Here is a 24414-nt window from a genome sequence, read left to right as displayed (position 1 = left end):
TGGAGGCGGTCCATGACTTTTTTTCTATACTCCGCCTCTAGATTGCATCACAAGGTTTGATTGATAAAATTGTCAATACTTCGTAATTGTTCACTGTCCCTTGGCCTTGCACTAAGAAGTACGCAAAAAAACCGCCATATGAATAGGCGGTTAATGTAACATACTCCAATATCAAACACTTTGTAAGACGATAAATATAATTTAATTCAGCAATCTCCCATCCCGAAATCTCACAATCCCATGAGTAATTACAATAATCGTCCTGCCCTGCTCATTCAGCCGCCTGAAAATATCCATGTTCTCCGCGCCCGTCTTCGAATCCAGTGCCCCTGTCGGCTCATCCGCCAAGATAATCGACGGATCCCCGCCAATGTTCGTGCAATCGCAACGCACTGATGTTGTCCTCCGGATAGCTCCGAAGGAAAGTGCTTCCTCCAATCGAGCAAATCCACGGCTTCCAAATCTTGCAAGACAAGCGGCTTACGCTGCTTTCTCGACAAGATGCCGATCCGTTAGTGGCATTACCGTATCCGGCGTAATCATGGGCTGAAATCCACTATAGATAAGTCCTAGCTCGCTACCGGAACCATCCGAGCCTCCGCTTGTTCTGCCTTCACGCTTATCTTCCGCCACCATTGGCCGATGTCTGCGCCAAAGCTCCAAACTGGCTTCACATTCCAATTCCAGATCGCTTTCCGACTGCACATGGACAACAGGCGCGTTCGCATCTACCCAGATCCGAATGGTTATTTTCCCATCGGCAAGAGTAAAGTTTGTTTGAAGGAATTCTCCTTTGCGAACGGATTCGGGGAAAGCTTTATGCGGACGCGACCTAGCTTGAACCAAATAAATAGTGAATTTCCGTCCTTCATCAACGAATCTTCATCAAGCTCTGGTTTTCGTTGTCGTTGTGCAAGCAAGGACCCCCTAAATATAAAAAAATAAATGTTTACAAATGTAAATGTTCACTAACAAACTTTATTTTCCCTCCCAGCAATCCCTATCTCCTCGGCCTCTTCTTTTAGGATTAAAGCAACTGCTTTGAGTGCTTTATCTCCTTCCTCGTGGCCGAAAGTTGATAAATCCCCATGGTATGTCCATTTAGCGGAACTAAAAAAGCCCACGAGTTACGCGGAGGCCACTGAAAAACTTGCGTTTTTTCGGAAGATCATCGATCTTTATATGTAAAGTCAAATAAAAAAAGAAAAAATCCGTTTAAAGCCATCTTACAGGCTAAAAACGGATTTTTTGTGTTCTGAAAAGCCTTTTAAATTCTTCGTAAAGACTTTTTCAGTGGTCTCGTTACGCGGACTTGCTTCGTACGATGGTTGTCTCCGACACAGTCTATTTTTTAATTATTTTAGAAATCCCCACATCGACTAAACCTACATTCACATCAATCTCTTCTAAAGATTCAGGCTTTAATGGTAGAATGCCATCTTCCTTCAAGCGATGCCATTCCTTAGGGTTGGATCGGTAGAGCGAATTGGAAAGACCAAGAAGATCAGTGCCTGATTTAAGTCCGATCAGATACGTTTTCTGAATCTGCTTTCTTATTTCCATATTTGCGAGATCTATCAGTTCTTTCTCCGTAGCAGGCTGTTCCTGTTCCGTAATCGAAGCTAGCGCTTTGACCTTAATTTGAAATGTTAGTTTTCCGTCTGACAACTTGAACGCGATGAAAGGTTTAATTTTTGACAAAACCATCATCGCTATCGGCTCTTGATCGATCCGAAGCAGTAAAGGGGTACGTACCGTTTTTTTCTCCAACCAACGCAGGCCTTTCATATCTTCAAGTTTAAAACACCCCCTCAATTTTTTATTTTGAATGGCGCATATCCCATCTTGTTGAAGCTGTGGCGTCGACTTCTTATTTTCTACCCAGCTATCTTCATTGACGCTTATTGAGGGAATGAGCACTATCTGTCCGTCTTCCTCCCATTTCCAAATGAATTTATACAAATAAAGAGGGGCAATCATCGAGCTTTGAGAATATCGGTCAAGCGGGTTATTTAATTGTGAATAAAGGGTAGACATGTTTTGGATTGGGTATACATTAAACATATCCTCGATCGACCCTCGGGTTGCCAGCGTCCAAATGGTGTACCGAAACTCGTAATATCTGTCCATTTGATCTAAAATGCTATGAATGACATCCTGTCTCAGCGCTGCTTCTGTAAACACCAAGGTTTTCACGTGGCTCCAGGATAGTCTTTGCTGCGCCGTTCTGTAGAGATCAAAGATAGCGTCATCCACTGTCTCTCCCTCACCCTTGCCAATGGAAACCAGCTCCCTGTTGGATCCCGCCCCGGCTTCTTTCTTGGCAATATTACTAAAACTAATCATTTTGGTGTAAAATACGACTTTGCCTTTCACATAATCAATTCCGATCGAATTGACATAAGCGAGATGTTCGATTTCTTTTGCTCCCCAACATCCGGTAAGCATTAGAGAGACTAGCCCAAAAACCAGGAATTGCCGTATCATCCTCACTGTTGCTCATCTCCGTTTTTTCTGGTGAAGTCTGGTATTCCTTCCTTCTTCCCCCAAGGCATTCGGAACAAAATTTTGTAAAGGTCACGGAAGCTGATCGGAGCTATAGGACTTAAATATTTAACGCCAAACGATTGCAGATTGACCATGTAAATGGCAATAGATAAAATACATATCAATAATCCGAACAATCCTAGTACTCCGCTAATCAGCAATATGACTAATCGCAGCAGACTAACTAGGCCGACCATGTTTTGATTAACCATGGTAAACGACGCTAATACGGAGATGGCTACAACCACAAGAATGCCTGGTGCCGTCATTCCCGCACTAATCGCCGCTTGTCCGACTATCAATCCGCCCACAACGGATATCGTCTGTCCGATCGTGGATGGCAAGCGCATGCCCGCTTCCCGAAACAATTCAAAAAGTAAAATCATGACAACGGCTTCGAGAGTCGTCGGTAACGGAACACCTTGTCTTGACATAACTAGTGTTCCTAGCAACGTGAACGGAAGCTGATCCTGATGATAGGTAAGCAACGCGATCCAAAATCCAGGAAGAAATACAGAAAGAAAGATACCGAATATCCTTAAAGTACGTGTAAACAAGACAAACAAATTAAGTGTATAGGCATCTTCCGAAGTATTAAACAAAAAGGTAAGGTTAATAGGCCCAATGATCGCCGTTGGCGAACCTTCGACCACAATCACAAACCTACCGTGCATGAGTGAGTTCACCGCAAAATCCGGTCTGCCCGTATACGCAAACTTCGAGAATAAAGTATTACCGATTAGCATCTCCTCCAGTTGTGTACTGCTGATCAGGCCTTTTACCTTCACATTGGCCAGCTTGGATTGAATCTCCTCTACAACGACTGGATTAATGCTATCTTTCAGATATAGCAGCATTGTTTTCGTCTGCGTCTGCGTACCGAGTGTATATTCTTCAACTGCCAGAGCATTCGTCTTTAATCTTTTTCTAATTAATGCGACATTGGTCTTCGTTTCTTCAATAAAACCATCTCGAGGACCTTTTACCGAGATCTCCGCATTCGTTTCCTCCGTTTTCCTCTGAGGTGCATTGGCCAGATTACATGCATACATAGAGGCTGTGTCATAAAAATAAGCTAATAATTCACCATTAAATATTTTAGTCATGATAAAATCGGCATCCACATCTTGCGGTATGAAGCTAAGCTGGAATGGCAGGTGCTGCCTGAGTTCAGCGTCATCGGAAATGACATGATTTTTAAACATTTCAATCAGGTGGGGAATAAAAAACTCATTAATCCGATTAACGTCGCACAACCCCTCACAATAGATCAGGAGTAAAGTGGATGAAGTTCCATTCTTTTGCGGAACAGTCAGCTTATTAGTCTGTACATCGCCACAGTCTTTGAACAGTTGCCGAAATGTTTGAAATGTTTCATCATTCATAGAATCCAGCCGATCTAACGTATTGGTCATGATTTTATTCTTCTCCATCTGTTTCCGAAATGAATTAATCCAATGATAATTAGGAAATAGCACGACATTACCCAAAATATAAGGGGTAACAAAATTTCTGTTATTAGATTGATAAATTTAGGATCGCTAAAGGGCAAACTAATCACAATTAACTGGATAAGGCATGTGAGGAAAAGAAAAAACACCTTTTTCCCTTTTTTCTCAATGTTCAAAATATCGCTAATCAAAAAAATAGTCAGAGAAATTCTCAGGAATGCCCCGCTAAACCACTGATAAATACTTAAAAAATCCATATGTTCAATAAAATGACCAATCGTCACGAGTCTCCACTCTTCATAGGCGGGGAACCTTAAATGTGAAGCTTGCGTAGGACCAAATTCGATGATAGCCCCGATAAGAGGACCCACTGTAAGCCCTAAAAGTATCAAGGCCAGATACACTAGCGACATGAACGAAATGCGAGTACGAATGTGGTGCTGCATAAATATTAGCAATGACATTTCGATTAGTCCGGCTTCAACATAAATAACACCATGCCAGACTGGCATCATGCCATGCTCCAAATATGGCTTAAGTAAGGAGTAATCCTTATTCGGATAATTAGCCGACATCACATAAAATCCCAAAATTACAACTAAGGGTAAAAAGATTACTGCTGTATTAGCTATAGATTCGATCCCTTTATAAGCATTGAAAGCGCAAACAATCAACAAAGTAATTCCTAAAACTAATGTTGGCGTGCTCGTTGAAAATGAGAGATGGATCCAGGTAACGGTATCTTTTAACGTAATTGTCGATAAAGTATTAAGGTACAAACAAGCAATCCCCGCCAGAGGGTAGGATACCTTTGCACCGTAGGTAAGCTTTAGCCATTGAAAAAAACGTATCTCCCGATTTTTAGAAATAGCCGAATACAGCAGAACGACCCAAATCATAAAAAAAGCACCTGCAAGCAGAACGGAGATCCAACTGTCGCGTTGTGCTTTATCTAACACCGAGGGAATGATAATGACATGGTTAAGTAATCCAACAGAAAGCATAAACATCATGCTTGTTTGTAAAAACGTTATGGAACCATTTTTCATTTAAGCCTCCGATGTTTATTAGTAAATTGTTCCTGTAGTATGTCGCACTTTCTTGGATTTATACAATTTCCCTGAAATTCCTGTTATTGGTTCGAACAAAGAACAAGTGGCTGACTAACACGGGCATCCCGAAGTGGCTTTTGACAATCATCGATTGTTGACATTGAATCATCGTAATCACCTACTATATTTGATTCCTCAATTATACAGAAAAAAAAGGTACGATCTCCTCATAAATTGAGGGACTATACCTTTTTTCCAATAGAGGACTTTTTCAGTGACCTCGATGAGTTCAGAAATCACCTTTTAGCGGCATAATTTAGTCTTTGAGGCCGTTCTTTTAAAACGTCCACAATTAGGGTCATAAACAAACGAGTATTTGGACAGATGCTTCCTCCAAAGAAGTTCTTAATTCACCTTCTGGATACCTGTCTGAAATAATACGATGAACCGTACTTATCCCTGCGAATGAAAACAGATCTCGAACGCCATATTTCGTATGATCCATCATCACGTTTACTTCAGAAGCTTGTTCGATAACAAGCCTTTTAATTTCAGTTTCGTGCATATTGGAATTACTGAAACCATGTTTGATTGTCAAACCTGTGGTTCCGATAAATACGCGGTCAAAAGCCATTTTTGCAATAGCCATGGAGGCATCAGGGCCTACAAGTGTCGCTGTTTTATCTAATAGCAATCCTCCCACGACGATTGTGGGTATCTGCTTACCTTGAAGCTCGGCAGCGATATTAAGTGCGTTCGTAACAACAGTGATATTCATAGATGGGGGTAAATATCTTGCAACTTGAAGCGTGGTTGAGCCTCCATCCAGGAAAATGGAATTTCCAGGTTCAATTAACTGTACTGCACGAAGGCCCATCTCCTTCTTCTCTTCCATCAGGACTTCCGTACGATCTTGCAGAGCAATATCCTTGCCTATAAGGATTGCTCCTCCAAAGGTCCTTCTAAGAAGTCCCATGCCTTCAAGCTTTTCCATATCCCGACGTATTGTCATTTCGGTTACATCAAACATTTCTTTCAGCTCGGCAATTTTAACCTCACCATCTAGTGCCATACGATCTAATATCTGTTGCTGCCGGCCGTTGATTTGATTCATTGAGAACCCCCGTAAAATGATTCTTTTCCTACTCTATTATCCCAATTATTCAACTGATGTCCATATAGTCTCATAGATATGTTCCTTTACTCATCTTCCATTACGATTGGCATCCGCTCGATACGCGGATCCGTAAATATATCATATTCATCTCTACTTGTACTGGAAAACTCAGATACGATAGCCCCTTCATCACCAGCTTGGAACCAGTGTTTAGTTCCAGGTTCAATGGTGTATTGCTGACCAGGATACAAAACAATTTCATGAAAGACCGTATAAAACTCCTCACTGCCTGAAGGTAGGATGGCTGAGATCTCTGATGTCGGCTCTCCCTCCACATATAAATAAACATTACCTGCGCGACAACGAAAGGTTTCCATTTTCCCCAATTCATTTGCAAGAGAAGGATGAAGATGTTCAGGACATGTTTGTTTAGGAAATAAAACTAATTCCTTCGCACAATAACGGTCTGTATTTACATAGGTAACCAACTCAAGGCCTTGTACATCGAGCTCGCCCAGACCAAAATCCGCGACTTCTATGCTCTCGATTTCTTGGAGTGTTAACTCAATACCCGCTGTTTTCAACATGAATTTCGCATGTAATTGTGCTTTGCTTATATCACTTCGTCTCATTGCCTTACACGCCCTTTTGCTGAGATTTATGATGTGGCCCTATCCAGACTTGCTGCTCGTTCAAACGCCAATCTTCCAGTTTTAAACGCATGTTCCTCTTGGCCCAACCATGATTGATTCGTTTCCAAACTTCTGACCATTCCGGAATTCCACTCGTAGCATCAGCTTGCTCTACATTAAATGCTCCTACGCCCACTGCTAAATCAAGAACATCATCCAACTTCAATTGCCTTGTCAGCCCTAAAAGAAAACCTGCTATTGTACAATCTCCAGCACCTGTAGTTCCGATAACATCCACTTCATAGCAGGAGGAAATAAGTTCGCAATTTAGCCAATTATTAATTTTGCTAAGCTCAGGTGTGCATAATCCCATGTTTGAAAGTCGTTTTACATCCGACGTTGTTCGCACATATAAACCATGTTCACCTAATTTGAGCACAACGATAGCCGCACCCATATTCAGCAATTCTGTTGACAGCTCTGCTAATATTCTGCCGTCCACCCATTGAAGCAAATCTCCCCCATTTGCTTCCTTTAACATCTCATCGAAACGCTCCCGATAAAGCATATACATAATTTCCTCGAAGCTAGGCAGAAATACATCCACGAAAGGGAGGGCTTTGGTCAAAATTGTCCGCCAATCAGCCTTTCCTGCAAGTGACTCGGGATCGGGCTTAGCCAAATCTAGGGAAACCGTCAATCCCTCGTCTTTTACTTTTTTTAATAATAAGGCTAGATCAGCACCCTCGTTTTCGTACATCCTTCGCATTAATGGAGGGTATCCAAAATGGAATAACCGTGCTCCCTGCAGCTGTTCCTGTCTGAGATCTGCAGCCGAATACGTATCATTAGCTCCCGTTGCATGCAGAAAAGTACGATCGGTATTTGGTGGACTGATAACGATGGAAAAGGAACTATGCTCCACCGGTGACACGATCATCCCATCCACTAAGGATGGATCATGCTGCCGCAGCAGGGTAAAGATGACCTGCCCGAAATGATCTCCGCCAATCTTCCCCATTAGTTTCACTTTGCTCCCAAGACGGTGAAGCGCAATACCCGTATTAGAAACAGCGCCACCTGTCGAAATAATGGCCGGCCCAATATCGACTAACTTTCCAGGAACAAATAGGGCATCCATACCAGTTTGTTTCTCGTGTATCGTCGGAATAATATCCAAGCATATATGCCCTGCAACGATGATCTCATCTTTGCTGCTCACACTTATCCCTCCCAAAAAAGCGGTATCGTTTGCCCAGTTCTATTAGATTCTAACGCTGCAGTAAACACCTTGTGACTAAAAGCTGCTTCATCTGGCGTTGCGCAATAGAATAGCTGCCCCATCTCGTTACGATGTGTTAGTTCATCACAGAACGCTGCCCACATTTGCAAGATGGAATCCGAGAATCCGAACTCGAATATGCCTCCAGTTATCGTCCCGTACGTTGACTTATACGGAGCATCGGTTATATGCCAAGCTTGCACCCCGCCTGGGCTGTAAGGTAAAGAGGCAACTTGCTTAGGATTCTTCGTTGTAAATTCGGCAGAGAAATCCGTGCCCGTGATCCGGATAAACCAAGTATTGGCATGTCCTGGGGCGATACGTTTCGTGGATAAAACCATTGGAAATTGTTGCGTATCTACCTCAACATCACAAGCTAAAATCGCATTATCCCATGTTTCACATGGGACCATATCCCCTTTACCATCCGGACGCTCGGGTACAATTTTGGAAAGCAATGCTCTTACTGATTTCGGTTTCCAACCAAACCGCATTGGCAAATGCAGAACATGCATTCCCAGATCGCCCATACACCCATATTCACCATTGGTGGCAATACGCCTTTTCCAATTAATTGCTTTTGTAGGGTCCAAATCACTCGAATGCCAGAACCCAGCTTCTACTTCAATAATTTTGCCGAATTTATTCTCACGCACCCACTGTATGATTTGTTGAGCACCCGGAAAAAATGGAAACTCAGAAGAGCAACGGACGATGACATGTGGATTACGGGTGATGGCTTCAGAAATCTGCCTATTTGCTGCTTGATCGATACCGAAGGGCTTTTCACCAAGTAAATGCTTTCCTGATTCAATAATATCAATATACATCTGTTCATGTAAATTATGCGGAACTGCACAATAAATCGCATCCACATTCGGGTTGGCAAGCAATTCTTTATAGTCCGTGTACGAAGCTTCTACACTGGGTAAATTGTCTTGAAACCACTGAGTTGCAGCAGGATTAGCATCGCATACCGCTACAATCCTGGGTTCGCTATCAATATTTGTAAGATGACACCATCTTGCAGCGGCGCTGGCAAATTCTTTGCCCATTAGTCCGCAGCCGATAACTCCAAAGCGTATCATTTTCTTCGACATGTATTCATCTCCTATCATGTTATTGAGCTAGAATAGCCATAGCTTGATCTTCCGTGGAGCCGTGGTGAACGATGGACATCAAGGCTTTAGTCATGCCCGCAGGATTCGGATGCTGAATCACATTGCGACCATATACGATACCGGATGCACCTTGCTTCATCAATTCAACCGTGCGCCTCATTATCTCCTCATCGCTGGCTCTTCCTCCGCCGCGCACGAGTACAGGAACGCCAGAAGCGATCTGGATTACACGGTGATATTCCTCTACATAATCACAAGGATCTGCCTTTATGACATCTGCACCGAGTTCAACTGCTTGCCTCACTAGGGGCAGAATTTTGTTAATATCGCCATCCACCATGTAGCCGCCTTTTGCTTCGTTTGCTAGCATTACAAGCGGCTCAACCATTAGAGGCATACCGTATTTCTCGCATTCCGTTTTTAACCTAGCTACATTTTTCACACATTGATAATGAAGTTGAGGCTGATTCGGTAGCAGTAACAGATTCACACATACAGCCACAGCATCCATTCGAACGGATTGCTCAATAGCTTTGTCAATCAGCTCGCTAAATAAGAAATTAGGTAGTACATTCCCATAAATATTTGCTACATCCGTACGAAGTACAAGTCCTGGCTTTTGACTTCCAGGGATCAATTGAAGCTGTCCAGCTTGCCCAATACTTAACTGGATGCAGTTTGGTCCAGCTTCAACGACCGTAGCTATGGCTTGCTGCATGTTTTCAATCCCTGTTAGAAACGAAACCTCATTAAAAAATCCATGATCGATTGCAACATCAAAACATTTTCCTTGTTCGCTGAACATACGGTTTAGTCTTGGCTTTACTGTCATTTAAGTTATCCTCCATTGAATGTTATTTAAAAACAAATAAAGTTCGTTTCTAACATAATGATAAGTTAAAATATAACATTTGTCTATGGGAGACTTTTTGGAACTGCTCGAATCTCTGGCAGGCAAGGAGCACGCGCTGAACGCGCTGGAGCAGGGGCTGGCAGAACCGCTCACGTTCCGCAGCTTTCCCCAAAATGCCGAATAGCTTCTCCATTGCCGCAAACGAATAAACGACGCAATCGCGGCAGCGCTTGCCTGATCGCAGCCGTGTCACGCCAACCCCGCAAGCCTCATTTCCGGAGCGCTTGCGGGGTTTTTGCCGTCTGCCGCACGAAGGTTCACTCAGATCTATCCAAACGCTTCTCATTAAAGATGGTTTGACCAAAGAAACACGATTTATCACGGCGGAGACAGACTCGCTTGGGCTTTTTTGCATTCTCCTGTACGGAGAAAATAAACTAAAGGTCGCATTGCCAGCTTTCCCTCGGGCTTGTGAAAATCATTTGAATTTAAACAAGCAAGGGACCTATCAAAAGATAGATCCCTTGCTTTGTATTAAGATTTCGATTGTAGTATATAACTAATCTTCACGGTTGCAGCTTACCACTCCATACATGGTTCATTATTACTGGTAAACACTTAGTTGATTTTTAAATACCTTACTCATATCTCTGCCTACTTTAATTGTCAAGTAAATTAATGTATACTCATTAATTCTGATAATTTCGTCTCAAGAAATATGGAATTTTTCTCAATAAATATGACATCACACACCAGCAAGCAAGCAAATAAGAATTGACTCTCCACACTCCGAATGGTATCTTATTGGTATTATATAGAATTGTAATGGTAACACCCAGAATGGTGGTTTTGGTCACATGGAGAAATCCCCCCTTATTAAAGAAAGACTTATCGAACAACTGCGTGTCCAGATTCAATCACTACAAAAGGATCAACTCGTCAAAATCCCCTCTGAGCGCGATTTGGCTGAAAACTTCGAAGCTAGCCGTGTAAGTGTACGGGCAGCGATCAAAACCTTGGTCCAGGAAGGCTTACTCGTCCAATTACAAGGTAAGGGCACCTACATCGTCCCGGCTGTTCTCTTGGACACACTTTATGTCATGTGTTCACCAGATATCAAAGGGAATGATCCCTACTACACCAACTTTCTTGTTGAAATCACGAATTTAGCTGCGAAGCAAGCGATCAAGATTTCGATGGTGCACCCCGATCAACCAAGCGGAGCTTCACTTCCGAGCCCGCTCATTCTGATCGGACAGATGGACGACGTCCAGCTCGACCGTCTAAACATGGCGTCTGGTCAGCTTTTCTCCATTCAGCGCTATGCCCATCGTGAGGATATCATCCAAATTTATTTCGATGATTATCGGATCGGGAGCAAAGCGGCCAAAATGCTGTACGATGCAGGACATCGCTCTTTCACCCTGCTGGCAGGGCCAGATAAATACGATTCCTCTCGGCTGCGTAAGCAAGGTTTCCTTGCATTTTGCCAGTCGAAAGACGCGAAAGTCCAAGTCATTACGGAGAAAATGAACTGGGAAGGCGGCCGACGAGCAGCGGATCAGCTGCTTACAGCAGAACTTCCGAATGCTATATTCGCCGTGAACGATTGGATGGCCGCCGGTTGCATACAAGGCCTTCGAGAGAATGGCCGCTCCATTCCAGAGGATGCATCCATCATTGGCTGCGATGATATTCCGCTTGCCGCACAAATATCACCAAGATTGACGACGTTTAGCTTGGATGCCAAGCATCTCGTCGAGGAACTGCTTTCCGCCATCCATCGCCACCACGCCCACGAGTCAATCGCGAAGGAACAAATCATACTTTCAGCTGCTCTGATCAGTCGGGAGTCGATTTTAAATATGAATCACTAAGGAGTAGATACCTTTCATGGCTAAGCTAACTATTCATGCCGATTCACCTCTACACACGATTAACCGAAATATTTATGGTCATTTCTCTGAGCATCTAGGACGCTGTATCTATGAAGGCATTTGGGTTGGTAGCGACTCCCCGATTCCTAACACTGAAGGTATGCGAAATGATGTGCTTGACGCCTTACGCAAACTGCAAATTCCCGTTCTTCGCTGGCCTGGCGGCTGCTTCGCAGATGAATATCATTGGAAAGATGGTGTCGGTCCCGCAGAGAAACGCAAACGGATGATTAATACGCACTGGGGCGGTGTTCTCGAGAACAACCATTTCGGCACGCATGAGTTTCTCCGTCTGTGCGAGTTAATCGGCGCCGAGCCTTATATTAGCGGGAATGTTGGAAGCGGTACCGTAGCGGAAATGTCAGAGTGGGTTGAGTATATGACCTTCGACGGCGAGTCTCCGATGGCGAACTGGCGTCAAGAGAATGGCCATGAGAAGCCATGGAAGCTCAAATATTTTGGCGTAGGGAATGAGAATTGGGGCTGTGGCGGGGATATGCGTCCCGAGTACTACGCTGATTTGTATCGCAGATACGCTTGCTATGTAAGGAACTATGGGGATAATAAGATTTTCAAAATCGCCTGCGGCGCCAACAGCGCTGATTACAATTGGACCGAAGTCTTGATGCGCGAAGCGACCAAATATATGGATGGCATCAGTCTTCATTACTACACAATTCCTACGGGGATTTGGAAGGATAAAGGGTCCGCAACCGATTTTACGGAACAAGAATGGTTTTCAACCCTAGAGAAAACGCTTTACATGGATGAACTCATTACACGTCATTCTGCTATTATGAATACCTATGATCCTGACAAAAGAGTGGCCTTAATCGTGGACGAATGGGGCACTTGGTACAATGTTGAGCCTGGCACGAATCCTGGCTTTCTCTATCAGCAAAATACGATACGCGACGCACTCATCGCTGGTATTAATTTAAACCTTTTCCACCAACATAGTGATCGTGTTCGTATGGCTAATATTGCTCAGGTCGTTAATGTCTTGCAAGCGGTTATCCTCACGGAGGGTGCTGATATGCTGTTAACACCTACTTACCATGTATTCGACATGTACAAGGTGCATCAAGATGCTAGCCATATTGCTGTAGAAACAGACAGCCCGTCCTATGCGATGGATGGCAAGCAAATCAACCAACTAAGCGCATCTGCATCACGAAATGCTGATAATCAATTGCATATTTCTCTCTGTAATTTGCACCATGTCGAATCACTTGAAGTCCAATGCGACATTAAGGGTACGCTTTCGGGAACCATCTCCGGGCTAATCATCACGTCCGATACGCTGCAAGCGCATAATACATTTGAGGATCCAGATGCTGTGAAAAATCAACCTTTTACGGACTATCGTTTTGAAAATGAGCAACTCATCGTTACCCTTCCTGCCCACTCCGTGGTCACACTTTGCCTTACATAGGAGCACGTTGAGATGGATCAATTAGCTGAAAATAAAAACGATGTCCGATCCGACTGTAAAGGGTGTTCAGCCTCCGTTCACGTAACACCCGAAGAAATCGCCAAGCTTTTTGGTGAAACGCTCCGCGTGCGTAACTTGAAGCTGACAACGGAAGCGGAATATGACCGTCGCATCGCGGTCTGCTCAAGCTGCAGCGACTATCAATGGGGCACGACTTGCCGCCACTGCGGCTGTTTGATGGGCGTGAAGGCCAAGCTCAGTAGCGCTCGCTGCCCTTCTCCATACGGGAGTAAATGGTAGCCACCTACACTGGCACGCATATACGAAAAGATCGCTTTCCCCATTCTAGATGCGGGAAAGCGATCTTTTTTACTTACGGCTGAACAATAACGGATTCAGCTCTGAAGCAGCTATCTCACCCGGCTGCTGGCCCGGGAACCATCTTTTCAAATCACTCTCACGAGCTTTACTATCGGGCTCAGCGATCCGCAAGCCATCCGCATAATAAATGACTGTCATGACTTTACGCATTGTATCCGTCGGATTGCCAGGGGCGCTATGCAGCGTCCATCCGGCATGGAACGTGGCATCCCCTGCTTCCATCGCACCGTGAGACTTGGTCTCAAATCCCTTACCTTCGATGTAACCCGCAAGTGTGCGATGGGATTCGTCCGAAATAACCATCTTATTGATGTAGCCCATGCGATGGGATTGCGAAGCAAAGGTCATCGAACCTATCGCTTCAGATATCGGTACAAGCGGCATCCACATCGTAATCGTTTTATCTGTATCGAGCGGCCAATAAATTTGATCTTGATGCCAAGGGGTATGACCGCCATGCGGTTCCTTATACAGGGCTTGATCATGATACATGCGCACACCGTCCACACCCATAAGATCAGCAGCAATTTTGGCAAAACGCTTCGCAAATACGAAGCGGCGAACCTCTTCACTTTGTTCCCACAAATTCGAAATTTGAATAAACGCCTTCCCATACGTATCACGCTGTTCAAGCGGCTTATCTTGGTTATTCAAGGTCTTCACCAAGTTTGAGATGATCGGCTCATAGACATTAATCTCAGCCTCATTCGCTACCCCGCGAAGAACGATATGGCCATCACGTTGATATCTTTCCTGCTGCTCCTGCGACAACTTGTAACTGTCTTCTAACAACGGCAATTCATTGACTGGGTTCGATTCAAGATTACTCATGCGCTATGCACCTCAACTTGTCTATTTATAGCTTCATTATACGACCCTGTTGCCTAATAATCTTTGTCAAACAAGGTTATTGATTTGTCAAAAACAACTGGAAAATAAGTGACATCATGCACTACAATAAGAGGTGAGTGCGGCATACTAAGGCAGTCATATTGATTTTTCACATATCCGTAAGAGGTGTTCTTCTATGTACAATGAATTATCACACACGCATCCCATCGTCCCCTATATCAGGGCATGTGACTTTGCGGTTCGCAAGCCTTGGAACTATCCCGAGCGTAGACTCTTGGACTATCTACTGGTGTACATACAAGAAGGTACTTGCTGTTTCTGGGTCAATCATCAGAAGTATATGTTCTACCCAGGCCAATTCTGCCTCGTGCAGCCAGGCAGCCTGCTTTCATTAGAGGGACTGACAAGCACCGTCACGCCTTATCTTCATTTTGATATCGCCTACAATCCCGAACGTGAGATCAGCTTTCCTACACGACCAGGGCAAATTGATCTATCCGCGTATAACCATCTGATGCAGCCTACCATTCAAAACCTTTTTGGCATAAGGGTTCCCGTACATGTCCAGCCGCAAAACCCAGCACTTATGAAAGAAAAGCTCTTGCAAACCATTGAACTTGTCCATATGCAAGATCCGTTTACACAGCTGAGAACACAGCATCTTATGCTGGAAATCATCCTTTCTATGTTAGAAGCCTATCAGCGCGATGTCCCCGTACCAGCTCCAACCTTAAACTGGATCACCTCTTATTTCTCCAATCATTTAAGTGAACCTCTCTCCGTAGAGGCCATGGCGGATCGGGCCAATCTATCTGTTTCTAGATTCAGTTTCCTCTTCAAGCAACGCTACGGGACTTCTCCGTACCAATACTTATTGCAGATGCGCATCCATCATGCGAAGGAATTACTTACGAATACAGAGCTCAGCCATGAATCCATTTCGGACTATTGCGGGTTTGCGGATTTACATCATTTTTCTAAAATATTCAAACAACGCACAGGCACGACGCCCGGCGACCATCGCAAAACCACAAAAAATCCCTCCAACCGATAACGTGTATCGGAAGAAGGGATTTTTCATGTCGTTAACTATTTCCCAGGAAATAGGACTTTTTTCATCTAGTCGAAATAAACAGCCTTACCTGTTCTCGCTGACTCGTAAATAGCTTCTAAAATCTCAGAGACCACACACGCTTGCTCAGGTGTAACAACTGGATCTGTGTCGTTCTCTATCGCTTGAATCCACAATTTCATTTCTAAATCTGAAGCAACTTCTGCTTTTCCATCATAAAATGCAACTCCGCCTGCGTTCAGTTCCACTTCTGTCGTGAACAAACGGCTATGCTTCTCACCGTTAATACGTAGGCCGCCTTTCATATCAGCGCCGCCTTCCGTACCGGAAAGCGTACACTTCGCTTCGTCCACTTCAAGCGTATTTAACGCCCAGCTGGATTCAAGGATAATCGTTGCGCCATTTTTCATCGTAATCATACCAAATGCGGAATCTTCCACCGTGAATTTGGCTGGATCCCAAGGACCCCAAGCATTCGCCGCGTTCTCACGCCCAGAAAGCTTGTGATAGGAAGTACCCAAAACAACGGCCGGCTCATAGTTATTCATCATCCACATCGTCAAATCCAGCGCATGTGTACCGATATCGATCAACGGGCCTCCGCCTTGTTTTTCTTCATCGAGGAACACGCCCCATGTAGGTACAGCGCGGCGGCGAATGGCATGTGCCTTTGCGAAATAAATATCGCCAAGCTCACCTTCCGAGCAAAGTTTATGTAAATGCTGGCTGTCGCCTCGGAAACGATTGTTATAACCGACCGTTAGCTTTTTGCCAGTACGTTTAGCCGCTTCAACCATACGTCTAGCGTCAAGTGCTGTCTTCGCCATTGGCTTCTCTGACATGACATGCTTGCCAGCTTCCAAAGCAGCAATTGTAATTTCAGCATGGGAGTCATTCGGCGTGCACACATGAACGATATCGATGGAACTATCTTTCAATACCACGCGATAATCTTCGTAGACGCGTGCTTCACCTTTACCGAACTTCGTAGCAGCTTCCTCTGCTCTCTCGGAAACGATATCACAGAAAGCCACCATTTCTACATTGTCCAATTTGCTAAGGCTAGGCATGTGCTTGCCACCCGCAATCCCCCCACACCCAATAATCGCGATCCGATATGTCGTTGACATGATGATCCTCCTCTATAATGATCCTGCAAATTCCTCTAAAGCTAGCAGTCATATGTATACACTAATTATACCCAATACCACCGTTAATAAAATTCCCGATTTTGCGAAGATTGTATGCGATTGTGTTATCCGCTCAGCAAATCCGCCAAATAAAAAAAGCATGGCCGCTGTCCACCCAGCTTCCATGCTACTTACTTTCTAATCATTGTCGCTACCAGCTTGTACCCAACACCGCGAATCGAATCAATCTGAACGGATTGCTGATTCATTTCCAGCTTTTTGCGTAAGGAACTTACATGCACATCCACCGTACGTTGGCCGCCGATATAGTCGAAGCCCCAAACGATATTCATGAGATCATCTCGGGTTACAACTACGCCTGGACGTTGAACAAGATACAATAAAACCTCAAACTCCTTAGGACGCAACGGAATCGACTCGCCGTTCAACACAACCTCATATTTCTCCGGATAAATACGAAGCTCACCCGCCTGAATCACTTTCTCATTCGATTTGGCAATATCCGCAGCAGCTTCCTCCGATTGTGTACGACGCAGAACAGCAGCCACACGGGCCAGCAGCTCGGCCACCCCAAATGGCTTCGTGATATAATCATCAGCTCCGTGCTTCAAGCCCTGTACGACCTCATCCTCGGCATTTCGAGCCGTTAGGATGATGACAGGCGTACGATTTCCCTTTTGCCTAAGCTTAGCCAAAACCTCAAAGCCGCTCAGTCCCGGGAGCATAATATCCAAAATAATTAAATCATAAGACTGCTGAAGCGCCTCCTGCAGGCCATCCCCACCATGATCGATTACCTTCGTGTCATAGCCTTCTTGCGAGAGATTATAGGATAGTAACCGAGCCAACGTCGGCTCATCTTCAATAACTAGTATCTTCTGTGCCATGAGATCCCTCGCATTTACAGTTTATTAACATTGCACAACCCCAGTGTATCACACAATTGTAAAGGCATTGTAAAGGCTTCATCATCTCTGTGTAAATCCGCTGAAAATATGAACCCATTTAGTGAATGACGGGTAATTCAATGATAAATTTCGTCCCTACCCCGACCTCACTTTCAACGCGAATCGTTCCTTTATGCAACTCCACGAGATGCTTAACGATCGATAATCCGAGTCCGGTTCCGCCTGAGCTTCGGGATCTCGCTTTATCCACCCGATAAAACCGTTCGAAAATACGCGGTAAATCCTTCTTAGGTATCCCCATTCCCGTATCCGAAACAATGATTCGCAGTCGTTCATAATCCCCGTCAGCATTGGTCTCCAATGGCTCTACACGAAGCTTGACTTTACCGCCATCTTGAGTATAAGCGATACCATTGGATAGCAGATTGATAATAATTTGGCGTAATCGATCCTCATCCGCTTCGATGTACATATCATCTTCTACCATCATGCTGAGCTCGATATGCTTCTTCTCTGCTTCTTTCCGCAATACACTAAGCGATCTCTCCAGAAATTCGGGTAAATAGACGGGCGAGAAATTCATCGGAATCCGCTTCGATTCAATTTTCGAAAGCTCCAGAATATCCCCAATTAATCGGTTCAATCGCTCACTCTCATCAAAAATGATTTGCAGAAACGATACCGCCGTTTCCTTATCATTCAGCGCGCCAGCCAGCAGCGTCTCTGCAAAGCCCTTAACTGCCGCAATCGGTGTCTTCAACTCATGTGAGACATTGGCTACGAACTCACTGCGCATTCGCTCTAATCGCCTGACCGCCGTGATATCATGCAGCACGATGAGCACACCCGACCATTCTTCATCCTCATGCGCGATGGGACTCAAATGGATATCCAGTATACGTTCAGCAGGATAATAGAACATCATCTCGTCAGAGATCGGTTCCTGAAGCTCGATGCATTCTTGGATCATTTTCGTAAAATCATATTGCTGCTTCGCTTCATTATATTTCTTACCTAACAGCTCCTGGGATGAGAATCCCAGAATCGCTTCAGCAGAAGGATTGAGCAGCATAATCCGCTCTTCGCGGTCAATCATCATGATGCCGCTCATCATATTTTCCATGACGCCTTGCAGTCTGCGTTCATTTTCCTGAATCCGCGCCATTTGCCCTTGCAAGCTTTCTGACATCCGATTAATCGCCTGCCCAAGCTGCCCAACTTCATCATTACTATAAGCTGGAACACGTGACTCGTAATTCAAATTCGTAATTTGCTGCGCGACCTTGGTCATTCTCTCGATTGGTCGAGTAATCCCTTTGGCGATTCGATAACTGACGATACCTGCAATGACGAATAGGATCGCTAGTCCTGAAATAAAGAAATACCATAGGCTGCGAATGGACTTATCTACTTGCTCTAAGCTCATCGAAATTCGTAAAAACCCAATTGTCACTTTGGCTTGATTTTTAACCGGAATAGCGGCATAAAGCATCTTCTCTTTCAGCGTATCACTGTAACGTGTCGTATAGCCGACCCCATCCTTCGCTGCTGCTGCAATTTCTGGCCTTGTTAAATGATTATCCATCTGCTCTGGCAGTTGATCAGAATCACCAAGTACTTTACCATCTGCACGAACAAAGGTCAGGCGTTCACTAGTTGCTTCCTTCAAACGCTGCGCTTGCGCAGAATAATACGTAAACAGCTCGGCATCCGTCCCTTGATAATCCCATACGCCGCTTGACGCAATCACATGAAGCTCTCGCTCCATATTTTCTTGTAAAGAATTGACGTGGGAACTCTCGAGTACCTTCGCCATGAAAATACCGGCAACCAACATCGAGCATCCAATTAAAATGATTAAAATCAGGGTTAGCTTTGCACGAAATTTGGTCATGGATGCGTAAACCTCCAACAGGTGTGTGTGCCGATTTATTCCAAAAAAAAAAGAAAAAGGGCTACTCTAAATAGTAACCCTAATTTCTATAGTTAATCCAGTATTTTTTTTGTAAATGTATCCTGAAGACATGGAGAGCTTATTTGAACACAGGTTCTTTCAGCGCTGCCAGCTTCTCTAACGAATTTTTCTCAACATCTGCATGCAGACTGTTGCCGTGCGAATCCATCGTCACAATCGCAGCGAAGCCTTCTGTCTCTAAGTGCCACATCGCTTCTGGAATACCGAATTCCAGATAATCGACGCCTTCAACCTTTTTGAAACATTGTGCATAGTATTGTGCTGCTCCACCGATCGCATTCAAGTACACACCGCCGTGATCTTTCAACGCTGCTAGCGTTTTAGGACCCATGCCGCCTTTACCGATCACCGCGCGAATACCGAACTTTTTAATAATATCACCTTGATAAGGCTCCTCACGAATACTCGTTGTTGGTCCAGCCGCTTTCACGTGCCACTCACCCGCATCATCCTTGGCCATAACCGGCCCACAGTGATAGATTGCCGCTCCATTCAAATCGATTGGCGCATCGTGATCCATCAAATATTTGTGCAGGGCATCGCGTCCTGTGTGCATCGTTCCGTTAATAACGACCACATCACCGACCTTCAAGCTGCGAATTTGCTCTTCTGAAATCGGAGTCGTCAACACAATCTCGCGTCGATCCTCTTGCGGTGTATTTCTAGCTTCTTCGCTACTAGCTTCAAAAGCCTCTTGGAACGAAACCTCAACACCTCTTGGATAAGACCAGCCGTTGATTTCACCTGTTTCCGCATTCAAAATCACACCTTGACGACGGAACGCCCAACAATTGTACGCTACAGAAACGAAGAAGCTAGCTGGCAAACGGTTCATCACGCCAACTTTACAACCAAGCAAAGTGACTTGACCGCCAAAGCCCATCGTACCGATTCCTAACGTATTCGCGTGCTCCATGACGTATTCTTCAACCTTGCGAAGGTCCGGATGCGGGTTCACATCGTCTACACGACGGAACAATTGATGCTTAGCAAGCTCGTAACCGCTTGTCCGGTCGCCGCCAATTCCAACACCGATAAAGCCTGCGCTGCAGCCTTGACCTTGCGCTTGATATACTGCGTGCATCACACATTTCCGAATGCCGTCGAGGTCACGACCTGCTTTGCCTAAGCCTTCAAGATCAGCTGGCAGGCTGTATTGAATATTTTTGTTCTCGCAGCCGCCGCCTTTGAGAATGAGCTTCACTTCAACATCATCACGTTCCCACTGCTCGAAATGGATGACAGGTGTTCCAGGTCCGAGGTTATCCCCGCTATTAGCACCTGTAAGGGAATCAACGGAATTCGTGCGCAGCTTGGAAGCTTTTGTTGCATTCGCAACTGCTTCAAGGATGTGTTTCTTCATAATAATTTGGTTTGCCCCAACTGGACAGTGTATAATAAACGTTGGCATTCCTGTATCCTGACAAATCGGGGATACATTCGTTTCCGCCATGTGAATGTTATCGGCAATTCTAGACAGTGATAATGCTGAACGCGTGCCATTATCCTCTTTTATTTGCGCGGCTTGTACCGCACGACGAACATCACCAGGAAGATTCGTAGATGTTTCTACAATTAAATCATAAACACTTTGATAAAAATGTTGCATAACGCTGTCTATCTCCTCTCAATTACCCGCATAATCTTAAAGAATACAAACCATTATACCATACCTCATAGGAACAGTTCGACGGTTCTTGTGAGCAAAACAAGGAGATTCCCTGACATGTACAAAAGAATCGCAATTTCGATTCTCGTTAGTCTCATTGGGCTCACGCTCTTGCTGACACCCTTGCAGGCTGAACGGTCCGAAACCATCTACTACCAAAATCAGGTTGCCGTCCTGATGTATCATCACATCCATGACACGGATACAAGCTCAAGCACGATCACAAGTGCGCTGTTTCAAAATCAGTTAGAGTCGCTTCTCAGCAAAGGCTATCATTTCATTTCCTTAGATGAGTTTAAAAAGTACATGGCAGGCGCAACCGTTCCATCTAACGCAGTTCTGGTTACTTTTGATGATGGGTATCAGAGCTTTTTTACAGGGGCTTATCCCATTCTCAAAAGCTTACGCATACCCGCCGTCAACTTCGTTATCACGACAGATTTAGCGACCCCCTTGGCCTCGTACATTCCGTCGATGTCCAAGGAGCAGATCAGTGAAATGACCCATGCGACGAATTTCATCGACATTGGCTGTCATACAGACAACCTTCACCACAAGCTTCCGAGTGGGGAAGCCGCACTTGTCGGCAGAATTGAGGGGGATAACGCGGGTGCTTTGAATCAGCGCGTGTTCTCGGATACGCAAGCCTGCATCGGCAAGCTTGCAGGGCTTACGGATGCGCCGCTCGACGCGATGGCGTACCCGTTCGGCATCACGTCGCCAGCTGCGACGGAGCAAGTGGCGAAGGCGGGCATCCGCTACGCCTTCACGATCTCACCCGAGATGGCGACGCGCAGCGCCGATCACCTGTTGATCCCGCGGATCAACGCGGGCAGCCCCGGCATCACGCCGGAGCTGCTGCAGCGCTCGATCCAGCGCCGGGTTACGGCGCAGCCGGGCAGCGCGCCGCTGCGCGTGGACGCGGCCGCTGCTGCCGCGCAGCTTGGCGGCAGCGCCGCGGTGGATGGCGGAGAGCTTCGCCTCCTCCTGGGGCAAGAGGCATTCACCCTGCAGGTGAATGCGAAGACCGCGACGCGCGGCGACGCGCGCGTCCGGCTGCGGCAGCCCGTGCTGCGTGAGCACGGGCAGATCACGATCGCGCTTGACGATCTGCAAGCGCTGATCGGGCAGTCGCTCGTCTACACCCCGGCCACCGGTAAGGTGGCTGTGCGGGTGGCGCCGAGCGTGAAGTAGAACAGGAGGTACAACAAGAGACTACGTGTTGTACCTCCTCTTTGCTTTCCTGAAGTGGAATTACTCGACTTTTTCGACTATCTCCATCCCTTTCCCCTCTCCTTCACCCGAATTACTCGACTTTTTCGACTATCTCCATCCCTTTCCCCTCTCCTTCACCCGAATTACTCGACTTTTTCGACCATCTCCATCCCTTTCCCCCCCTCCTTCACCCGAATTACTCGACTTTTTCGAGTTTCTCTTGCACTTATCTCCTCCAGCCTTCACATAAAACGCCGCCCCACCCATATAAATGAACATCCAACTTGTCCTCACCTTTTCCTGTTTACTGTCTCCTCCTCTCATGTACAACCACATCCTCAAACTTCACATTCGTTCGATGTGTTGAACACAATTTCCCAGCAGTTAAACTCATAATCATAAAATCCGCCGAGTCCCAGTCCAGTTGACTTAGCCTAGGTGAGATGATATACCTGTTAGGGTAGATCATTTCGCGACATACTCGCGAATACTTTCTGTCCGATAGCCGTCCTAGGAGGAACTTATGAATCATCACTTTTTCGCTTACCTATATCGTCTCAAATATATCGATCGCTGGAGCCTTATGTGGAACACGCGCCGCGAGAATGTAGCCGAGCATTCCTTCTACGTAGCCTCGATCGCGCATATGCTGTGCACCATCTCCAACGAAGTCTATGGCGGGAATGTGCCGACCGATCGCGTCGTATCCATCGCTTTGTTCCACGATGCATCCGAAGTGCTGACAGGTGACATCCCTCAGCCAGTTAAACACAATAACGAGCAAATTCTGCGCAATTTCCGTGAAATCGAAGATGTCGCGGTTGAGCGCCTGATTGGCACGATACCACCCGCACTCAGCAGCATCTACCGCGGGCTCATTCAAGATCCTGACCCAGAGCTCTATCGCTGGGTAAAGGCCGCTGATCTAATCGAAGCCTATATCAAATGCCTAACTGAGCTCTCCACCGGCAATCGTGAGTTCGTCGTTGCGAAACAACAAGTTCTCGATAGTTTAAAAAAGATGAACATGCCTGAAGTAGACTACTTCCTCGAGCACATGAGTGCTTCCTTCGAGAAAACACTAGATGAAATTACGTTAGACATCGCAGATCCTAGCTAGTGGAGTGAGAAAATCCATCGTTTCGGTGATAACCAAAGAATCACACGACCATTACGAACACAAAAAGAACCTCTTACTCCACATGTTTAGTGAGGAATAAGAGGTTCTTTCGGCGTACCCGTTTGAAGTTGTTCCTATGATTCGAAAATTTGACGATTTGTCATGATAAAAACTGCAACGATAACCGCTACCGCACCGATCCAGCTGAACACTTTGATTTTCGCAGCATCAGAAATAATGCTCTTGCCTGCGGCACTATTCGCTCTCAGCTTTTTGATTCTGCTGCCGAGCATACCAGTAACAGCCCCAACAATAACTAACAGAACTACGGAAAGCACCATCCAACTAACAGGCGGATCAACTTCACTGATCATCGCGCCTCCGGATATGAAAGTAACAATCAAAGAAAATTGGCCAATTCGGTTAATCGTAGATAACAATCCCATGAAGCTTTCTTGTCCAGCGCCAGATAAGCTAGCAGCTCGTCCCACAATGAAAGGGAAAACAACATAAGAGCCAAGCAATAGAGCACTTATTACATGTAAAAAAATCATAACATGGTACATTGAGTCGACCTCCGCAATTTTAATTAGAATCGTTCTCTTTTAGTATACAGAATCCGATTGAACGTAACAAGAAAGCGA

The 24414-nt window shown here is 45.3% G+C and carries 21 protein-coding genes and 1 pseudogene; 6 read left to right on the top strand and 16 right to left on the bottom strand.

What is annotated here, in order from left to right:
- Positions 1–201 precede the first annotated feature (201 nt).
- The 10 genes and pseudogenes from AC58PQ_RS05610 to AC58PQ_RS05565 form a co-directional block, all read right to left on the bottom strand.
- Entirely contained in the window at positions 202–393 is a 192-nt protein-coding gene (locus tag AC58PQ_RS05610; protein WP_497240972.1) for a hypothetical protein, read from the bottom strand.
- An 87-nt stretch (positions 394–480) separates the two neighbouring features.
- A pseudogene (locus AC58PQ_RS05605) lies at positions 481–872 on the bottom strand (DUF5703 domain-containing protein).
- Positions 873–1344: 472 nt separating this feature from the next.
- Positions 1345–2487, bottom strand: a complete 1143-nt coding sequence (locus tag AC58PQ_RS05600) for a Ger(x)C family spore germination protein (RefSeq protein ID WP_497241298.1) — start codon at positions 2485–2487, stop codon at positions 1345–1347.
- Between the two features lie 2 nt (positions 2488–2489).
- Positions 2490–3962 carry a spore germination protein gene (locus tag AC58PQ_RS05595; protein ID WP_497240971.1) on the bottom strand — a complete coding sequence of 491 codons (1473 nt, stop codon included), beginning with the start codon at positions 3960–3962 and terminating at the stop codon, positions 2490–2492.
- Positions 3959–5047 (bottom strand): GerAB/ArcD/ProY family transporter, encoded by a 1089-nt coding sequence (locus tag AC58PQ_RS05590; protein WP_497240970.1) that lies wholly within the window; start codon positions 5045–5047, stop codon positions 3959–3961. Before AC58PQ_RS05590 ends, AC58PQ_RS05595 begins: the two co-directional genes overlap by 4 nt.
- Positions 5048–5408: 361 nt before the next feature.
- Complete coding sequence (locus AC58PQ_RS05585; RefSeq protein ID WP_497240969.1) at positions 5409–6164, bottom strand: DeoR/GlpR family DNA-binding transcription regulator; 756 nt, start codon at positions 6162–6164, stop codon at positions 5409–5411.
- 86 nt (positions 6165–6250) lie between these two features.
- Positions 6251–6799 carry a D-lyxose/D-mannose family sugar isomerase gene (locus AC58PQ_RS05580; protein WP_497240968.1) on the bottom strand — a complete coding sequence of 183 codons (549 nt, stop codon included), beginning with the start codon at positions 6797–6799 and terminating at the stop codon, positions 6251–6253.
- 4 nt (positions 6800–6803) lie between these two features.
- A complete protein-coding gene (locus tag AC58PQ_RS05575; RefSeq protein ID WP_497240967.1) occupies positions 6804–8021 on the bottom strand; it encodes a carbohydrate kinase family protein in 1218 nt (405 codons plus the stop codon).
- A 2-nt stretch (positions 8022–8023) separates the two neighbouring features.
- Positions 8024–9181 carry a Gfo/Idh/MocA family protein gene (locus AC58PQ_RS05570; protein ID WP_497240966.1) on the bottom strand — a complete coding sequence of 386 codons (1158 nt, stop codon included), beginning with the start codon at positions 9179–9181 and terminating at the stop codon, positions 8024–8026.
- 19 nt (positions 9182–9200) lie between these two features.
- Positions 9201–10034, bottom strand: coding sequence for a class I fructose-bisphosphate aldolase (locus AC58PQ_RS05565; protein WP_497240965.1), 834 nt, complete (start codon positions 10032–10034; stop codon positions 9201–9203).
- 878 nt (positions 10035–10912) lie between these two features.
- Between AC58PQ_RS05565 and AC58PQ_RS05560 the strand changes: the two genes are divergently transcribed.
- Genes AC58PQ_RS05560 through AC58PQ_RS05550 form a run of 3 tightly spaced genes read left to right on the top strand, consistent with a single transcriptional unit; the run spans position 10913 to position 13727 of the window.
- Positions 10913–11932 (top strand): GntR family transcriptional regulator, encoded by a 1020-nt coding sequence (locus AC58PQ_RS05560; RefSeq protein WP_497240964.1) that lies wholly within the window; start codon positions 10913–10915, stop codon positions 11930–11932.
- 16 nt (positions 11933–11948) lie between these two features.
- Positions 11949–13427, top strand: a complete 1479-nt coding sequence (locus AC58PQ_RS05555; protein WP_497240963.1) for an alpha-N-arabinofuranosidase — start codon at positions 11949–11951, stop codon at positions 13425–13427.
- A gap of 12 nt (positions 13428–13439) precedes the next feature.
- On the top strand, positions 13440–13727 hold the full coding sequence (locus AC58PQ_RS05550) for a DUF6171 family protein (RefSeq protein WP_497240962.1): 288 nt from the start codon (positions 13440–13442) through the stop codon (positions 13725–13727).
- Positions 13728–13796: 69 nt separating this feature from the next.
- Here the strand turns inward: AC58PQ_RS05550 and AC58PQ_RS05545 are convergent, their stop codons facing one another.
- A complete protein-coding gene (locus AC58PQ_RS05545) occupies positions 13797–14639 on the bottom strand; it encodes a phytanoyl-CoA dioxygenase family protein (RefSeq protein WP_497240961.1) in 843 nt (280 codons plus the stop codon).
- 196 nt (positions 14640–14835) lie between these two features.
- Here AC58PQ_RS05545 and AC58PQ_RS05540 point away from each other — a divergent pair, with 196 nt between their 5' ends.
- Positions 14836–15714: a helix-turn-helix domain-containing protein gene (locus tag AC58PQ_RS05540; RefSeq protein ID WP_497240960.1), complete on the top strand. Its 879-nt coding sequence runs from the start codon at positions 14836–14838 to the stop codon at positions 15712–15714.
- Positions 15715–15779: 65 nt separating this feature from the next.
- Here AC58PQ_RS05540 and AC58PQ_RS05535 read toward each other — a convergent pair whose 3' ends face one another.
- The 4 genes from AC58PQ_RS05535 to AC58PQ_RS05520 all read right to left on the bottom strand — a co-directional run bounded on the left by AC58PQ_RS05535 (position 15780) and on the right by AC58PQ_RS05520 (position 21375).
- Positions 15780–16862, bottom strand: a complete 1083-nt coding sequence (locus AC58PQ_RS05535; protein WP_497240959.1) for a Gfo/Idh/MocA family protein — start codon at positions 16860–16862, stop codon at positions 15780–15782.
- Positions 16863–17053: 191 nt separating this feature from the next.
- Positions 17054–17770, bottom strand: coding sequence for a response regulator transcription factor (locus AC58PQ_RS05530; RefSeq protein ID WP_497240958.1), 717 nt, complete (start codon positions 17768–17770; stop codon positions 17054–17056).
- 118 nt (positions 17771–17888) lie between these two features.
- Complete coding sequence (pnpS, locus tag AC58PQ_RS05525; RefSeq protein WP_497240957.1) at positions 17889–19685, bottom strand: two-component system histidine kinase PnpS; 1797 nt, start codon at positions 19683–19685, stop codon at positions 17889–17891.
- Between the two features lie 139 nt (positions 19686–19824).
- On the bottom strand, positions 19825–21375 hold the full coding sequence (locus AC58PQ_RS05520; protein ID WP_497240956.1) for a fumarate hydratase: 1551 nt from the start codon (positions 21373–21375) through the stop codon (positions 19825–19827).
- A 117-nt stretch (positions 21376–21492) separates the two neighbouring features.
- Between AC58PQ_RS05520 and AC58PQ_RS05515 the strand changes: the two genes are divergently transcribed.
- Both AC58PQ_RS05515 and yfbR read left to right on the top strand, forming a co-directional pair.
- Positions 21493–22629: a polysaccharide deacetylase family protein gene (locus AC58PQ_RS05515; protein ID WP_497240955.1), complete on the top strand. Its 1137-nt coding sequence runs from the start codon at positions 21493–21495 to the stop codon at positions 22627–22629.
- Positions 22630–23173: 544 nt separating this feature from the next.
- Positions 23174–23770 carry a 5'-deoxynucleotidase gene (yfbR, locus tag AC58PQ_RS05510; RefSeq protein WP_497240954.1) on the top strand — a complete coding sequence of 199 codons (597 nt, stop codon included), beginning with the start codon at positions 23174–23176 and terminating at the stop codon, positions 23768–23770.
- 134 nt (positions 23771–23904) lie between these two features.
- Here the strand turns inward: yfbR and AC58PQ_RS05505 are convergent, their stop codons facing one another.
- Complete coding sequence (locus tag AC58PQ_RS05505; RefSeq protein WP_497240953.1) at positions 23905–24336, bottom strand: hypothetical protein; 432 nt, start codon at positions 24334–24336, stop codon at positions 23905–23907.
- Between the last annotated feature and the right edge of the window lie 78 nt (positions 24337–24414).

Source organism: Paenibacillus sp. J22P143, assembly GCF_059692035.1.
This window is presented reverse-complemented; position numbering and strand designations above follow the sequence as displayed.

What these genes read in the sequence shown, in the direction of transcription:
- yfbR (WP_497240954.1), top strand. Translation starts at nt 23,174, where the DNA reads ATGAATCATCACTTTTTCGCTTACCTATATCGTCTCAAATATATCGAT.
- AC58PQ_RS05515 (WP_497240955.1), top strand. Translation starts at nt 21,493, where the DNA reads ATGTACAAAAGAATCGCAATTTCGATTCTCGTTAGTCTCATTGGGCTC.
- AC58PQ_RS05505 (WP_497240953.1), bottom strand. Translation starts at nt 24,336, where the DNA reads ATGTACCATGTTATGATTTTTTTACATGTAATAAGTGCTCTATTGCTT.
- AC58PQ_RS05540 (WP_497240960.1), top strand. Translation starts at nt 14,836, where the DNA reads ATGTACAATGAATTATCACACACGCATCCCATCGTCCCCTATATCAGG.
- AC58PQ_RS05555 (WP_497240963.1), top strand. Translation starts at nt 11,949, where the DNA reads ATGGCTAAGCTAACTATTCATGCCGATTCACCTCTACACACGATTAAC.
- AC58PQ_RS05530 (WP_497240958.1), bottom strand. Translation starts at nt 17,770, where the DNA reads ATGGCACAGAAGATACTAGTTATTGAAGATGAGCCGACGTTGGCTCGG.
- AC58PQ_RS05565 (WP_497240965.1), bottom strand. Translation starts at nt 10,034, where the DNA reads ATGACAGTAAAGCCAAGACTAAACCGTATGTTCAGCGAACAAGGAAAA.
- AC58PQ_RS05570 (WP_497240966.1), bottom strand. Translation starts at nt 9,181, where the DNA reads ATGTCGAAGAAAATGATACGCTTTGGAGTTATCGGCTGCGGACTAATG.
- AC58PQ_RS05595 (WP_497240971.1), bottom strand. Translation starts at nt 3,962, where the DNA reads ATGACCAATACGTTAGATCGGCTGGATTCTATGAATGATGAAACATTT.
- AC58PQ_RS05545 (WP_497240961.1), bottom strand. Translation starts at nt 14,639, where the DNA reads ATGAGTAATCTTGAATCGAACCCAGTCAATGAATTGCCGTTGTTAGAA.
- AC58PQ_RS05585 (WP_497240969.1), bottom strand. Translation starts at nt 6,164, where the DNA reads ATGAATCAAATCAACGGCCGGCAGCAACAGATATTAGATCGTATGGCA.
- AC58PQ_RS05535 (WP_497240959.1), bottom strand. Translation starts at nt 16,862, where the DNA reads ATGTCAACGACATATCGGATCGCGATTATTGGGTGTGGGGGGATTGCG.
- AC58PQ_RS05580 (WP_497240968.1), bottom strand. Translation starts at nt 6,799, where the DNA reads ATGAGACGAAGTGATATAAGCAAAGCACAATTACATGCGAAATTCATG.
- AC58PQ_RS05600 (WP_497241298.1), bottom strand. Translation starts at nt 2,487, where the DNA reads ATGATACGGCAATTCCTGGTTTTTGGGCTAGTCTCTCTAATGCTTACC.
- AC58PQ_RS05550 (WP_497240962.1), top strand. Translation starts at nt 13,440, where the DNA reads ATGGATCAATTAGCTGAAAATAAAAACGATGTCCGATCCGACTGTAAA.
- pnpS (WP_497240957.1), bottom strand. Translation starts at nt 19,685, where the DNA reads ATGACCAAATTTCGTGCAAAGCTAACCCTGATTTTAATCATTTTAATT.
- AC58PQ_RS05590 (WP_497240970.1), bottom strand. Translation starts at nt 5,047, where the DNA reads ATGAAAAATGGTTCCATAACGTTTTTACAAACAAGCATGATGTTTATG.
- AC58PQ_RS05520 (WP_497240956.1), bottom strand. Translation starts at nt 21,375, where the DNA reads ATGCAACATTTTTATCAAAGTGTTTATGATTTAATTGTAGAAACATCT.
- AC58PQ_RS05560 (WP_497240964.1), top strand. Translation starts at nt 10,913, where the DNA reads ATGGAGAAATCCCCCCTTATTAAAGAAAGACTTATCGAACAACTGCGT.